This window comes from Metamycoplasma salivarium (assembly GCF_900660445.2).
Lineage (GTDB): Bacteria > Bacillota_I > Bacilli_A > Mycoplasmatales > Metamycoplasmataceae > Metamycoplasma > Metamycoplasma salivarium.
This window is the reverse complement of record NZ_LR214938.2, coordinates 44,418-59,188: the sequence shown is the minus strand read 5'-3', so window position 1 is coordinate 59,188 and position 14,771 is coordinate 44,418. Positions and strand designations below refer to the sequence as shown.

General features: G+C 25.3%; 15 protein-coding genes. 7 read left to right on the top strand and 8 right to left on the bottom strand.

The window, feature by feature from the left end; translation table 4 throughout:
- Nucleotides 1-4: 4 nt before the first annotated feature.
- The 3 genes from secDF to ruvA are packed head-to-tail and all read right to left on the bottom strand — an operon-like array spanning nt 5 to nt 4,243.
- A complete protein-coding gene (gene secDF / locus EXC60_RS05900; protein WP_024543990.1) occupies nt 5-2,632 on the bottom strand; it encodes a protein translocase subunit SecDF in 2,628 nt (875 codons plus the stop codon).
- 50 nt (nt 2,633-2,682) lie between these two features.
- Complete coding sequence (gene ruvB / locus EXC60_RS00350; RefSeq protein ID WP_024543989.1) at nt 2,683-3,654, bottom strand: Holliday junction branch migration DNA helicase RuvB; 972 nt, start codon at nt 3,652-3,654, stop codon at nt 2,683-2,685.
- On the bottom strand, nt 3,638-4,243 hold the full coding sequence (gene ruvA / locus EXC60_RS05895) for a Holliday junction branch migration protein RuvA (RefSeq protein WP_024543988.1): 606 nt from the start codon (nt 4,241-4,243) through the stop codon (nt 3,638-3,640). Before ruvA ends, ruvB begins: the two co-directional genes overlap by 17 nt.
- A gap of 148 nt (nt 4,244-4,391) precedes the next feature.
- Between ruvA and EXC60_RS00340 the strand changes: the two genes are divergently transcribed.
- The 4 genes from EXC60_RS00340 (at nt 4,392) to EXC60_RS05890 (ending at nt 6,812) form a co-directional block, all read left to right on the top strand.
- Nucleotides 4,392-4,940 carry an inorganic diphosphatase gene (locus tag EXC60_RS00340; protein ID WP_024543987.1) on the top strand — a complete coding sequence of 183 codons (549 nt, stop codon included), beginning with the start codon at nt 4,392-4,394 and terminating at the stop codon, nt 4,938-4,940.
- A gap of 160 nt (nt 4,941-5,100) precedes the next feature.
- On the top strand, nt 5,101-5,439 hold the full coding sequence (locus EXC60_RS00335; protein ID WP_036456428.1) for a hypothetical protein: 339 nt from the start codon (nt 5,101-5,103) through the stop codon (nt 5,437-5,439).
- 130 nt (nt 5,440-5,569) lie between these two features.
- Nucleotides 5,570-5,692 (top strand): hypothetical protein, encoded by a 123-nt coding sequence (locus EXC60_RS07015; RefSeq protein WP_275949103.1) that lies wholly within the window; start codon nt 5,570-5,572, stop codon nt 5,690-5,692.
- Entirely contained in the window at nt 5,673-6,812 is a 1,140-nt protein-coding gene (locus tag EXC60_RS05890) for an MHO_1580 family protein (RefSeq protein ID WP_024543985.1), read from the top strand. Before EXC60_RS07015 ends, EXC60_RS05890 begins: the two co-directional genes overlap by 20 nt.
- 41 nt (nt 6,813-6,853) lie before the next feature.
- Here EXC60_RS05890 and EXC60_RS00325 read toward each other — a convergent pair whose 3' ends face one another.
- Complete coding sequence (locus EXC60_RS00325) at nt 6,854-7,252, bottom strand: cytidine deaminase (RefSeq protein WP_029670564.1); 399 nt, start codon at nt 7,250-7,252, stop codon at nt 6,854-6,856.
- A 100-nt stretch (nt 7,253-7,352) separates the two neighbouring features.
- Here EXC60_RS00325 and EXC60_RS00320 point away from each other — a divergent pair, with 100 nt between their 5' ends.
- The 3 genes from EXC60_RS00320 to EXC60_RS00310 all read left to right on the top strand — a co-directional run bounded on the left by EXC60_RS00320 (nt 7,353) and on the right by EXC60_RS00310 (nt 9,984).
- On the top strand, nt 7,353-8,081 hold the full coding sequence (locus EXC60_RS00320) for a YebC/PmpR family DNA-binding transcriptional regulator (protein WP_024543983.1): 729 nt from the start codon (nt 7,353-7,355) through the stop codon (nt 8,079-8,081).
- Nucleotides 8,082-8,158: 77 nt separating this feature from the next.
- Complete coding sequence (locus tag EXC60_RS00315) at nt 8,159-8,671, top strand: MAG0490 family ComEA-like DNA-binding protein (RefSeq protein ID WP_024543982.1); 513 nt, start codon at nt 8,159-8,161, stop codon at nt 8,669-8,671.
- The gene (locus tag EXC60_RS00310; RefSeq protein ID WP_084522403.1) at nt 8,596-9,984 is read left to right on the top strand and encodes an MAG0480 family ComEC-like protein; all 1,389 of its coding nucleotides are present in this window, start codon (nt 8,596-8,598) and stop codon (nt 9,982-9,984) included. The genes EXC60_RS00315 and EXC60_RS00310 overlap by 76 nt, the downstream gene beginning before the upstream one ends.
- Here EXC60_RS00310 and ligA read toward each other — a convergent pair.
- From ligA to EXC60_RS00290, 4 genes are read right to left on the bottom strand one after another with little or no spacing between them, the layout of a single operon-like run.
- Nucleotides 9,941-11,941, bottom strand: a complete 2,001-nt coding sequence (ligA, locus tag EXC60_RS00305) for an NAD-dependent DNA ligase LigA (protein ID WP_029670563.1) — start codon at nt 11,939-11,941, stop codon at nt 9,941-9,943. The two genes, EXC60_RS00310 and ligA, sit on opposite strands and share 44 nt — an antisense overlap.
- 15 nt (nt 11,942-11,956) lie before the next feature.
- Complete coding sequence (locus tag EXC60_RS00300; protein WP_024543979.1) at nt 11,957-12,907, bottom strand: energy-coupling factor transporter transmembrane component T family protein; 951 nt, start codon at nt 12,905-12,907, stop codon at nt 11,957-11,959.
- 8 nt (nt 12,908-12,915) lie between these two features.
- Entirely contained in the window at nt 12,916-13,950 is a 1,035-nt protein-coding gene (locus EXC60_RS00295; RefSeq protein ID WP_024543978.1) for an ATP-binding cassette domain-containing protein, read from the bottom strand.
- The gene (locus EXC60_RS00290) at nt 13,935-14,738 is read right to left on the bottom strand and encodes an energy-coupling factor transporter ATPase (RefSeq protein ID WP_024543977.1); all 804 of its coding nucleotides are present in this window, start codon (nt 14,736-14,738) and stop codon (nt 13,935-13,937) included. Before EXC60_RS00290 ends, EXC60_RS00295 begins: the two co-directional genes overlap by 16 nt.
- Nucleotides 14,739-14,771 lie beyond the last annotated feature (33 nt).

The window sequence follows — 14,771 nt, the reverse complement described above, 5'->3', positions numbered from 1 at the left end:
CTATCTACATAGCATAGTCATTTATGCCAATAAACATTTGTTCTTCAACAGATTTGCTTTGTCAATATTTATTTTCAATTCTTTTAGCTTTTAATCTATATTTTGCTTTAAAAATGCTTAATTTAATCATTGGAATTAAGAACATATTTACAAAGAATAATGAAATTATTGAATATGATAATGTTAAAACTAATGTTTTATTGGTTGTAGTCATTAAAGTTAATATCAATGGAATTAAAACTATTCCAATAGCAAGCAAAGCAATTTGTCTTGAAAACATATCAATAGTATGTTTTTTAAATATTTCTTCAAGTTTACTATCAGTGTAAACAAAGTTTTTAGTATTCAAATCTTTTTTAAGTTCGAAATTTAGCATTGAATTATTAATTGCAGTATCATATGCAACAAAGACGTTTGCTAATATTAAAGCATCTAAAACATTGATATTTAATTGAGAATAAGTGATTAATAAAAATCCTAAGGTTAACACAATAATGCTTATAGCTTTAACAAATAAAATCACTAATGTTACTCAAGAATATCTAATCATTTGATAAATTCCAACTACTAATAATGAACATAGAATAATAAGTGCACTAAATGATATATCGGCCGATAATCCACCTGCTATTATTTCATTTTTAATAATGTTAGAATTTTGTCATAGTGAATATAGTGGCGATGTTGAATTAACACTAGATTTAATGTTATTAAGTTGATCCATAATATCAACAGGTGAATTAATCAAAATACCATAATTTTGTTTAATTCCGGTTCCAAATAATACTTTAGAAATAGTAAGGTTTTTAGTTGATGTAGACAATGTTGAATTAATTTGATCAATAATGCTTTGCGTTTCTGATTCAGTTCAATAAAGATTTGGTTTTAAGAAATAATCAAATCCGCCTTTTAATTCTGGACTTAAATTTATTCCGTTTTTCATTTGCGAGGATGCAAGACCAACACTTGTAGGAACAATAATGACAATTAATAAAAAGATTGCAAAGCCAATTAAAAAGAATTTAGCTTTAGATATCAAATTGACTTTTGTATATGCAACTTGAGAATACTTATTGGACCATAAAATATATTTTGCAGCTTTATCAAAAGTTTCAATCTTTGCAAACGAATGCAACAATAAAGTATTGAGAATTGATGCAATAAAGAAGCATGAGAATATCACAATAAATAGTGAAACACCTATCGCATTGCTATATGAAACACTTATATATGTTGCAAAAATAGCCATAATAATTAATGAGACTATTGCATCAAGCGAAGTAATTAGTGAAGTTTTTGTACTTTTATTAATTGCTTTAATAGCATTTCCACCTTCTTGTATATCACGTTTTATGTTGTCTAAGAAATTGTGGATTAAATCAAATGCTAAAATCAATGCAACAATAATAGTAATAGCAATAATTGGTGTAATTAAAATTCCTAATGTAACAAAAGTTGTTAAAACAATGACTATAAAGAATGCGATAGAAATAGCTGCAATCAAACCAAAAAATCTATATCTAACAAGCAAGAACACAGCAAACATAGCATATAATGCACCTAATACAATTAAATATTTATTAGTAGCTGCAAATGAGGTTGTTATGTAATATGTATATTCTTCGGTTAGTTCAAAAGGAGACATTGCATAATTAATTGCGGAAGCAACTTGTTCATCACTATAACCATTTTTATTTTCATTAGGTAAGAAAATGTGTGATGATAATGATGAATTTGATGGAACAAATGATAGAGGATGTCCTGATGCAATTAAATAGTTTCTTGCAATTTCTTTAAGATAAGGATTTATTTTATATTTTGGTGCATTTTTTTTATTTTTATCTTTTCCATCGCTTTTTTCTTCAGGTGCCAATCTACCATCAGCATATGCAAACTTAACGGGATTGCCATCTCAACCTTCATCATTTTTGTGTTTTTGAATAAATTCTTTTAGGTTTAGTCAAGCATACATATTTGAAGCCGCAAGGCCTCTATATAAATATAAATAATATGCTTCGGTACCATATTTAATGTATTCTTTTCACCCATCTTCAGTGAATTTTAAAGATACACGATTAGTATAACCTTGATTATTAGTTGCACTTGCAGGATTTTGCACTAAATCTGGCATAAAATCAGCGGGGTCACCATTTAGAAAATCTTGCAAAGTTTTTCTATTAGGATCAAGTTTAGATTGAAATTTGCCACGATAAAAGATTGGATTTCCATCACTATCGGTAAATGTCAAATAAGGTTTATTAATTAATGACTTAATAAAATTAATTTTTTCTTCATCGGTTTTAGCGTTGTAATTTTTAATTGACAATAAATTCTTACCATTTGAAGAAATGTCATAAGTTGAAAGTGAATTGTTAGTATTTTGCAAATACCTTTTAACTTTTTCCAAAATTTCTTTTTTGGAAGGTAAATTTTTGTTTGCTAAATTTTGATTTGAAGTTTCATTAACTTTTAAAGTAGTATTTGTCCCTTGAATTCTTGTGCTAGATTCGGTTTTTAATTGCGGTTTTAGGTAAAAAATGGATACAAAAATAGTTGTTAATAACATAACAATGATTAAAAATATGTTAATAAATCAACGAATTTTAGTGTTTGTAGTCCTTGCTTTTTCCATAATAGTTACTATTATAATATATTTATTTTGTTACAAAAGCATTAAAAATATTATTTTTCAATTAAACCTTTTGAACTATCCACATAATTAATTAAATAGTTAATACCAATTGGCGTAATTTTTCTCCCTCGTGCGGTTTTTTCAATCAATTTATAATATAAAAGAGCAGGTTCTATTTCATTCATTATAGTGTATCGATCATCTTTTGTAATAGTTCCAATTGTATCAAGTGAACCATATGAATCATTAAAAACATTGTGTAAAGCTTTTAAATATTCTATTTGTGAATTAAATAATCCAAATTTGTAAATACCTAAAAAATCAAATGTCTTTTTAACTATTTCTATATTAATTTCTTTTAGATTTTCATACAAAGCAAAATCATATGTTCTTTTTAGCAAATTATTTGCAATTCTTGGTGTTTGCCTTGAATGTTCAGCAATCTCTTTAATACATTCATTTGAAATTTTGATTTTATTTCTTAATGCTGAATTTTCAACAATTTTTGTTATTTCATCATCACGATAATTAACCAATTTTCCAATAAATCCAAATCGATCTTTTAAAGGCTTTGAAATTAAATTAAATTTTGTTGTTGCTCCTATTAATGAAAATTTATTTAATTTCATTCTCATAATTTTCTTATCACCGCTAACACCAATCGCTACATCAACAACCCCATCTTCTAAAGCTGAATATAAAAGCTCTTCAATGTTTTTATTAATGCTATGTATTTCATCAATAAAAACAATATCGTTTTCTTTAATTGATGAAAGTAATGTTAAAAGATCGCTTTTTTTCTCAAGCAAAGGTCCTTGTGCATAAATTATGTTTCTATTTGTTTCAAAGGCAATTATTTTAGCTAAACTTGTTTTTCCAAGACCTGGTGGCCCATAAAATAAAATATGATCGATTGGTTTATGTAGCTGTGAAGATGCAGAAATCATAATTTTTAATGTTTCTTTAATCTTTTCTTGGCCAATAAAATCTTGAAAAGTATGAACTCTAAATTCTGATTTCATTTTGGTTTTGACTAATTAGTTTAATTGCATCTTCAACACATTTTTCAATGTTTTCATTAATCTCCATTTTATCTAAAGCATATTGAATTTGTGGATTTTTAAATCCAAGCATTTTCATAGTATCCTCAAATTGTGTAACAAAATTATTTGTAACTTTCTTCATTTTATAAGTTTCAAAACCTTCTAATTTTTCTAAAAATTTTGCATATTTATCTTTGAAATTAAAAATAATATTATTTGCAATTTTTCCACTAACATAATTAATTTCTTGTAACGCTTCTTTATCTTCATTTGCAACCATAGCAATAATTTTTTCTCAACCTTCGTTTAAAATAGAAATAGCAATTTTTGGTCCGATTCCTTGTAAAGAAATTAAATCCTCAAAAATTACTAATTCCTTAAAATTATCAAATCCATATGTTGTATTGTTATATTCATTTTGAATATGTGAAATAAAGATTTTTCTAACCTCATCTTTTTTAAATCTTTCTATATTAGGTACATAAATTAGTTCACCTTCTCCATTGTGATCTAAAATTAAATAATTTGTATTAACATGCATTATTTTTCCATATTTGTAAATTAACATTTTTTTCTTCCTTTCTTGTTCTTTTGCATAATCTCATTATATTTTTGAAACACATAAAATTAGTTGAATTTGTGAAACATTTGTGAAAGTTTTGAGAAACTAATATTTACAAAATTTTGCTATATAAAAAAGTTTATAATTAAAAACTATGAAAGAAATAGAAGTAAATATTGAGATTTCTAAAGATTCAAAAATTAAATATGAATTTGATAGAAAAACCAAAAGAATTAAAGTGGATAGAATTTTGAGAGGAGAATTTAAATATCCATGTAATTACGGCTACATTGCAGAAGCTTTAGATTGAGATGGCGATGAACTCGATGTATTAGTTTATTCATCAGAAACATTTTTGCCAAATACATCGTTAAATGTAAGAATTATTGGTGCTATGAAAATGATAGATTCAGGTGAAACTGATACTAAATTGATTGGAGTTCATGCCGATGATTATCGCTTAGATCACATTAAATCATTAAAAGATGTTGATCAAATGTGACTTCAACTTGTAAAAAACTTTTTTAGCACATACAAAAACTTTAAAGGCGAAAACATTACTAAAGTTAGCGGTTTTGAAGATATTAAATGAGCTGAAAATGAATATAAGGAATGTGTTAAACTTATGAATAAATATGGTTCAATGGATAAAGACAAATTTATATCATTAATGAAAAAAGAACATCCTGAAAAATATTTATAATTTTTCAAAAAAACACTATATACAAGAAATATTTTGCATTTTTTATATATTTAATTGAAAGTTAAATATATAAGATTTTAAGCAAGATATTTTTTAATTTTTATAAGGAAAATTAAGATAAAATTAAGTTGTTAAAAAATATAAAGTTGCTGATAAATATATGACCTTCAAAGAAAAATTTGAAATGGTAATTAAGTATCAACAAGTGATGATTTTGGTACAAAAAATTTATCGCGATGATGAATATAACGCGAAAAAAATTACCTTTTTAACAAGAAATGAAAAGCTCTCAAAAATATGTGCTTTATATAGTAATACGAAGAAAATGCTATATCAAGCTTTTATAAATTCATTGCCAGATGATTTTAAATTAATCTATATGAATTTATTTCCGAACAAGAAAGTCGATAGCAAGTGGTATTTGAAATATTTTTCAAAATCGACATATTATCGAAAATTAGGACAGTTATTGGATTTAATTTTGCTAATTACTATTTAAAATTAGGACTTCGATGAAATTTATTTATTTATAAATAAGGTTTTGATAAGTTTCATTTTTATACATTATTACCATATAATGGTTTTTAATTTGATTGTGTCTAAATTTAATTTTGGACACAGGAGAAAAAATGGATAATGGTAATAATTTTGTTAAATATCTTTTAGCAATGAAAGAATATTTTATAGAGAAATTACAAGCTACCAAAAGCAATAAGGACAAAGAAGGTGTCAATGTTTTTGACATTAACTAATCCTAATTTGCTAGAAAGTGAGCAAATTAAAACACTTACGCAAAGTGTAAATGCAAAGTACATAACTCATAAGCACAATAAAAAAGGCCAATATTTTTTTGATTATGGAAATAGCAATATTGCAAAAGAACCTTTACTTCTTAAAATTTCAAAAGATGAAACTGATGGAAGTGCTATTTTAGATATTGAAATTCCACATGGCCAATATTATTCAAATAATGTAACTAACAAGATGATTCTAAATCAAAAAGAATTTCCGCTTAATAAATTTTTGATTAATTACAACAAAAATGAAAGTAAAATGCACTATCACATAACACATGATGGATTTAATAATAAGATTTATTTCGAAGATATTAAAAGTATAAGCTTTTGACAATTATGTCGCTTTACAAGAGCATCATTTGGCACAATAGCATTTTCAATCATAAATCCATCAATTCAAACAAAAGTTGAAAATCAAAATAATGCTAGCAATAAGTTTAAATTCAAATATGTATATGAAATTGATTATAAAATTACTGTAGATTCATTAAGGGCAGGAAGTTTAGCTGAAGATCGAAATTCAAATGTATCTTTTTTAGAAGTTAATGTTGATATTTTTTCACCAACAAATTTGAAAGCAACAAATACTTTTGCAAAAATTGCATATCAAACATATAAATATCATGACAATAAACCAACAAATTTATTGGAAAAGGTTCGTGATTTATTTAAATTTAGGAAATTGCAATTAATTGACGGAAAATTTCATGAATTTAATTTAGAAGAAGAAATATTAAAAGAATCATCAAATAAATGGGTTGTTAATTATAATGCGAATAAAAAATTTAACTATGATGTAAAAACAAAAGAATGAAAAGAAAATGATAAAGGTAATTTAGGTTTTCATATTTCACCAACTTTTTTTGGCAATCTTAAAATTAATTACACTTTATTAGATAAATTAGATGCAAAAAATGGAAAAGAAAAATTAATTGAAACTAACAAAATAATTAATAAGCCATTATTGGATTATGACAATGGCCTTATTAATTTAACTATCAAAATAGATGAGAAAACTAACTGAAAAGAAATAGAAGAAAATAAAAATTTGCTTTGAAAGCAAATAAATATTTAAGTTTTATAACATTTAGTCACTATAGTTTCTATAGTGATTTTTTAAAATTTTATATCCTCTTCTCTAACTTGAAAAGGTACTAATTCAGTAATTTTTCTTGTTTCTTGTTTTGTATTATCAATATTGTAAAAATGTACAACTCCATCTCTTGTCATAAAATGCGTCATAACTTGCAAGCATGCAGAACAACAATATAAAATATTTTTTGAATTTGAAATAACATGCAACTCTTTAAAACTTCCAATTTTTGCACCATAAGCAACCGAACCAAATAAACATGATCTTTCAGCACAAAGTCCACTAGGAAAAGCAGGATTTTCTACATTTACTCCAAAAAACATTTTATTATCTTCTGTAATTGCACAACATGCTACTTTAACTTTAGAATATGGGGCATATGCATAATCTAATTTTTTCTTTAATTCTTTAAAATCTATCATACTAATATTATATTAAAAAGTGAAAATAGCACTTATACAAAATTAAAATTTGTTATAATGTGTTAAGTTTTTTATTCACTTATATAAAGAAGGTATTAATATGTCAGGACATTCAAAATGAGCAACAACTAAAGCACATAAATTTGCGCAAGATGCTAAAAGAAGCCAAATGTTTCAAAAATTTTCAAAAGAAATTATGGTTGCTGCAACAATCGGTGGGCCAGATCCAGATTCTAATCCAGCATTAAAATTAGCAATTGCAAGAGCGAAATCTAGAAGTATGCCAAAAGCGAATATTGATAAAGCAATTGCAAAAGTTGCAGGTGGTGCAAAAGATGGAAATAATTTTCAAAGTTATTTATATTCAGGAACCGCATTCGGTGGAGTAACTTTTTTAGTAAGTTGTTTAACAGATAATTTTAATCGTTTGTCTTCAAACATTAAACATCATTTCTTGCATGCAAATGGTTCATTGGGCAAACAAGGTTCAATTCCATATGTTTTTGAACAAAAAGGTATTTTAGAATTTCCAAAAACTGTTGCTAATGAAGATGATGTAATGACAGTTGCTTTAGATTCAGGTGCAAGTGATTTTGAAGTTGAAGAAGAAAACTATGTAATTACTACTGAGCCTTCACAATTTTCAAATGTTAAACAAGCTTTAGATGATGCTTTCAAAATTGAAAATTATTCAACTTCTGAAGTTACATATGTTCCAAATTCATATGTAGAAATTTCTGAAGATAAAGTTGCACAACTTGAAAAATTTATCGATCTTTTAGAAGATGATGAAGATGTTCAAGATGTCTATCATAATGCCGAATTATAATTAGCTTTCACAAATGTTTCTCAAATTTATTAATTTTTAATACATCTTGCATTATTCTTAAATTAGGAGAGAAGAAAATGCAAGCAAGACACAAACGTTTATTGTTTATTGGAGCATCTTTCTTAGGTGCTTCAATTTTTCTTTTATCCTCATATGCAATAATTAGAAAAACTAAGAAAAATGAGTTAGACAACAAAAAACAAAATGAAAATGAATATATCACCATAAAAATTACTGGTGCTGTTTATTATCCAGGTCAATATACTTTTAATAAAGGCATTAAACTTTATGAGGTCTTAAAACATGTTAAATTAAAACAAAATGCTAATGTCAAAAACTTAAATTTTGATCAAGAAATCACTAAAAATATGACATTAAATATTTCATATAATGAAACTTACAAAATTAACATTAGAGAAATTAAAAAATATCAGCACATTGTTAATTTAGGAATTAGAAAAAATATAGCTATTAAAATATTCAATTTTATTATAAAAAATAACTACAACATAACATGAGAGCAAATTGAAAAAATTGATGGTGTTGGTTTAAGAACTATGCAACTTCTCAAGCAAAAACTAACCCTTTAAAAAACTTATTCAGTATTTTTTCTATAGCTATATTAATCTTTTTAACATATGTTGAAAACTCAAATTGAATTATTATTTTTTCTTTGATTTTTATGACTTTAATTCATATTAGTAATTGAAAAATATTGATTTTAAGTTTGCTATTAGGAAGTTTGTTAATTATGTCAAAAGAAATCACAAATTTGTGAATTAGTAATTTCGTAGGTCAAAACCTAAATGGAAATTATGTTATAGAAAATACCTTTAAAAATGGTTTTGTTTTTAAATACAACAATGTTAATATTTATGCATTTACAGAAAACAAAATTTATTCAAGAGGCGATTTAGTTTCATTGCAAGGAATTATTAAAAAATTAGAAAATTCAAACTCATTTTATAAATCAAATAACATTTATTTAGTTTTGCAAAAACCTGTTATAGAAATTGTTGAGAAAAATTTACTTGTACAGAAATTTGATAATTACAATTTAAATGCAAAAATATTCTTAAATTTAATTTTGCTTTCTACAAAAATATCATCATCTAAAGAAATACTAAAAACATTGCAAAATTTAAATCTTAGTCATTTCTTTGTAGTTAGTGGATTTCATTTTGCCATTTTATTTTTAACAATTAATTTAATAATTAGCAAAATTAAATATATTTCTAAATTTTCAATTTTTATCTCATTTATAATACTTTTTTGCTATCTTATTCTCTTAAAATTTCAAATATCTGCATTTAGAGCATTTATATTTTTGGCACTAGTATATTTCAATAAAAAATACTTAAACTCTAAATTTAAAAACGTTGATATTCTTGCGTTTTTAGCATATTGTTTCATACTGTTTAATCCGAGCATAATTTACAACTTAAGTTTTATTTTTTCATTTACATTATCTACAATAATTTTGCTGTCAAATAATATATTCAAATTTGTTAAAAGAAAATGGCTAACGCAAATATTTATTGTAATATTAGCATTTATTTCATCGCAATTAATTTCAATTACAATTAATCCAACAATTTCAATTTTTGGCTTTCTATATCAAATGATATTTACTCCAATATTTTATTTATCTTATTTAATTTCAATAATATTCTTTTGACAAATAGATATGTGTAACGCTTACTTTAATTTTCTAAATGAAATAATAATATTTTTAGACAAAACAAATTATTTAGTGGAAATAAAAAAGCAAGCATATGGTTTGATATTTGCTTTGCATTTAATGTTTATTTTTCTTTCAATAATCATTGAACAAAAAAGAATTTATACTAACTTTGTAATTAAAAATCACTTTTTAAAATATCATCAAATGTTTGTTCATTAATAATTTCAATTTTTAGAGAATTGGCTTTTTGCAATTTTGATCCGGGATTTTCTCCAACTAATAAATACGAGGTTTTTTGAGAAACTGTATTAACAACTTTACCGCCATTTTCTAAAATTAAATTTTCGAAATATGTTCTTGGTTTTGATAAAGTACCTGTGATAACGAATGTTTTATTTTCAAATAATTTAGATTTGACATTCGAAACATATTTTGCATTAATACCAATTTCTAATAATTTATTAACAAAATCTTTATTACTATCTTTTGAAACTCAATCAATTAATGAACTAGTAATTTTTTCGCCAATTTCATTGTAATTAATTAGTGAAGCAAAATCGAAAGAAAGAAAATTTTTAAGTTCCAAAACTTTAGAAGCAATAAAATTTGCCACTTTGGTGCCAATGTGTTTAATTGATAATGCAAAAATCACGCGATCTAAACTAACATTTTTAGATTCTTCAATTGTAGTAAGCATTTTCATGATAGATTTATGACCAAAATTTTCTAAATTAACCAATAATTCGATTTTATCTTTCAATTTATAAAAATCCAAAGGAGTATATAACAGTTTAAGTTCAATAAATTTGTTAATAATTTTTTCACCAACAGAGAAAAAATTCATACATTCTTTTGAAGCAAAATGTATTAATTTTTTTCTATTTATTTCAGGACAATTTTCATTTTCACAATATTCTTCCAAAAATGTTTCATTAGCTATTAATTTTGAATTACAATATGGACAATTTTCAATTCTTTTAAAATAATCAATAGTATTTTTTTGATTTGCAAGACCGATAACACATGGAATAATTTCACCAGCTTTTTTAATATAAACCATGTCATTTATATTTAAATTCAAGTCTCTAACATAATTAAAATTATTTAATGTTGCAAATGAAATCAAACTTCCTGATAATTCGGTGGGTTCTAATTTTGCATTATAAGTAACAAGCCCTGTTCTTCCAATTGTAATAAAAATATCCTTAATAATTGTTTTTGCAACATTGGGTTCATATTTAAAAGCAATTGCTGAATGAGGAAATTTTTGTGTTTGACCCAAAGCATTGTAAAATTCTAATTCATTTAATTTAATAACAATTCCATCGGTTTCATAATCAAGAGTTAATTTTTCTGTAGCAAAATCGTCAATAAATTTTTGAATTTCATCAATTGAATTAACAACTTTAAAAACATTTGTAATGGGAAAATTATGCTTTTGCAAAAAATCAAATGCTTGTTCCATAGTGCTTATATTATGCTCTTGTGGCGAAACTACATAATATAAAAATGCTGATAATTTTCTTTCATAAACAATTGCAGAATCAAGTTGTCTTAAAGTTCCAGCCGCCGCATTTCTGGGGTTTGCAAAAGTATTAAATTTACCTTTTTCTAAGGTTTTATTTAATTTTAAAAATTGTGAAATAGGTAAATAAACTTCGCCTCTAACTTCTAAATCTTTTAAATATGAAATTTGTTTGGGAATTGATGCAATTTGCATAACATTTTCTGTGACGTTTTCGCCAACAAGCCCATCGCCTCTTGTAGCAGCTTGAATTAATTTTCCATTCTTATATTTTAATGAAATTGAAAGCCCATCAATTTTTGGTTCAACAAAAAAAGAAAAGCTATTTGCAACTTTTTTAATATTATCAATAAATTTTGATATTTCAGAAAGCGAATATGCTTTATTTAAAGAAAGCATTGGAATTTCATGTCTAACTTTTTCAAATTGGGTTAAAGAACTTGCATTAATTCTTTGCGTTGGTGAGTTTTTTAATTCTTCATAAGTAAAATATGATGCATATTGTTGTTCTAATTTAATTAATTTTAAGATTTCAATATCATAAACTGCATCTTCAACCAAGGGATTGTCTAAATTATAATAAGCATTGTCTCATTCGCTAATTTTCTTTTGCAATTCAAATACTTTATTTCTAATTTCTTCTTTGGTCATATTAATTCCTTAATTTTATACTCTTTGGAATGTTTGAATTCATCAATTTGGTAATGCAATGCTATCAATTTTGCAAACAATAACAAATGCAGTACATAATAAAATAACAAAAATTGTTAAAATGTCTTGTCATTTAATATAAAGTTGACGGTATTGACTTCTTTTTGCGTAAGGTTCATATCCTCTCGAAGTCATTGCATCTGATAGATCATTGGCTTTTGAAAACGATGCAACAAATAAGGGAATAATTAGAACTAAAAATGCTTTTGTTTTATCCCTCAATTTTCCATATTTAAAATCAACTCCACGACTAGCTTGTGCCTTCATAATACGATTAGCTTCATCTAATAATGTTGGAATAAATCTTAATGCTATAGAAATTATCATTGTAATAATTTCAGTTGGAATTTTTATTAGTTTTAAAGGATATAAAATATCACTAATAGCTCTAGTTAATAAAATGGGTTTTGTTGAGATTGTTAAAATTGTTGTTGTTAAAATAACACCGTATATTCTTAAGAAAATTGAAGCTGTCCTTATCAAACTAAATTTAGTTAATTGGAAAACTTTATTTCCTCCAAATGGAGCTCAATAAATATCATTGACGATAGTAACACCTCTATGAATCACATATGCATCAATATTTTCTTTTCCAGTAATTGGAATATATGGAATATCTACATTAGCTCCTTGATAAGCCCCTTTAATTGTTAGCATATTTACAAGCAATAAGCAAACCGAAATTCAAAATGGCATTTTTAGTTTAAAAAACCATGATTTTAATGATTTTGTTGCCACCATATATGAAGCAACAACAACTAAAATCAAAACGCTTAAAGTAATAAAATGATCAGTCATAAAAAATAAAACAACGAACAAAATATTGCCCAAGAATTTTAATCTTGGATCTAATTTATGAAAAAATGTATTTAAATTAACATATTTACCAATAATTGTCCGATTCATTTTATTCTCTATTTCTTTTTGTTTTTGCTAATAATTTTATTAATTGCTTCAGCAAGTTCTTCAATAGAAGAAATTTTACCTAATGCAAAACCTTTTGCTTTAAGTTTGTTAACAAATGATAATAATCTAGTTGGAATTAAATTGTTTTCTTCTAGAAATTTATCATTGTTTAATAAATTATAAGTGTTTCCATCATAAATTATTTGACCCTCTTTAACAAAAATTGTCCGAGTAGTTCATCTTAAAGCATTATCCAAATCATGTGTAACTATAATAATTGTTGTATTTGATTTTTGATTAATATCATAAAAAAGTTGCAACATTTCATTAACACCGTAAGGGTCAAGCCCTGCAGTTGGTTCATCTAAAATCAAAAATGCTGGTTCCATAGCTAATATTCCCGCTAATGCAACTCTTCTTTTTTGACCGCCAGACAAATTAAAAGGTGAACGTTGTAAATAATCTTCAGGAAGTCCAACAATTTTTATGTATTTTTTTGCAAGTTCTTTAGCTTTTTCTTTATTAACGCCCATTGAAACTGGGCCAAAAATAATGTCTTTTTCAATTGTTGATTCAAAAAGTTGATATTCAGCAAATTGAAAAACAACACCAACTTGCTTGCGAATACTCTTAATATGTTTTATTTTTCTAACTGTTTTAGAAATATCAATGTCAGTTTCAATAATCTCAATACGATCTTTTCTCTTTAGTTTCTTAATTTCTTGCTTTTTTTGATCGACTAACTCATTATGAGCTTTAACTTCCAAAATTTCTTGATCAGTCATATTTTTTTTAATCTTTAATTTTTTGCCGGCAGTCATTTTGACTTTTAAAGGAACTCCTTGATAAGAAATTGTTCCCTTATCAGGAATAATCAATGCATTTAAATGCTCAATTAACGTTGTTTTTCCAGAACCTGTTGGTCCTATAATAGAAATTCTCTCACCTGGACTAATTTCTAAAGAAACATCATTTAAAACTTTAATATATGAAGGAAGTCCTTTGTCATATTCTTTAGAAATATTTTTTACTTTAATTTGCATAGAATATTTATTAACTCCTTTTCATCATATGTTGGTTTTATACCTTTAATTTTTTCAGATAATTTATAAATAAAAGGCGAATCAATCTTAGCTATATCAATGATTTCTTTGTTATTTAAAATTTCTATTGGGCTTCCAGTAGCAATTACTTTACCGCCTGCAAAGACAATCAATGTATCAGCCAACAGCGCTTCATCCATATCGTGAGTGATTGAAATTAAAGTTTTAGATGTTGTTTTATGTAAATTATGAATAATTTTATAAATATCAACTTTTCCTTTTGGATCTAACATTGAAGTTATTTCATCAAAAATAATAATTTGTGGATCTAATGCCAAAGTTGATGCAATTGCAACTCTTTGTTTTTGACCACCAGATAAATTTTGTGGTTCACGATCCAAGAAATCTTGCATTCCAACTTGAGTAGCAAATTTTTTAATAATTTCAGACATTACATTGTAATCTAACATTTTATTTTCAAGTCCAAAAGCAATGTCATCTTCGACTGTAGCACCTATAAATTGATTATCTGGGTTTTGGAAAACAATTCCAATCTTTTTCCTAATCTCTTTAATATTTTCGGAATTTATTTCAATTCCGTCAACAATGATTTTCCCGCTTGATGCTTTATAAATTGCAGAAAGCAACTTAGAAAAAGTCGATTTTCCAGATCCATTATGTCCCAAAATAGCAATATATTGACCATCTTGAATGTTTAAATTTATATCATTTAATGCATATGTTGTACTTTGTGGATATTTATAAAACAACTTCTTAACTTCTATCATAATTGTTAAATTATAAATTAATAATTAATAATT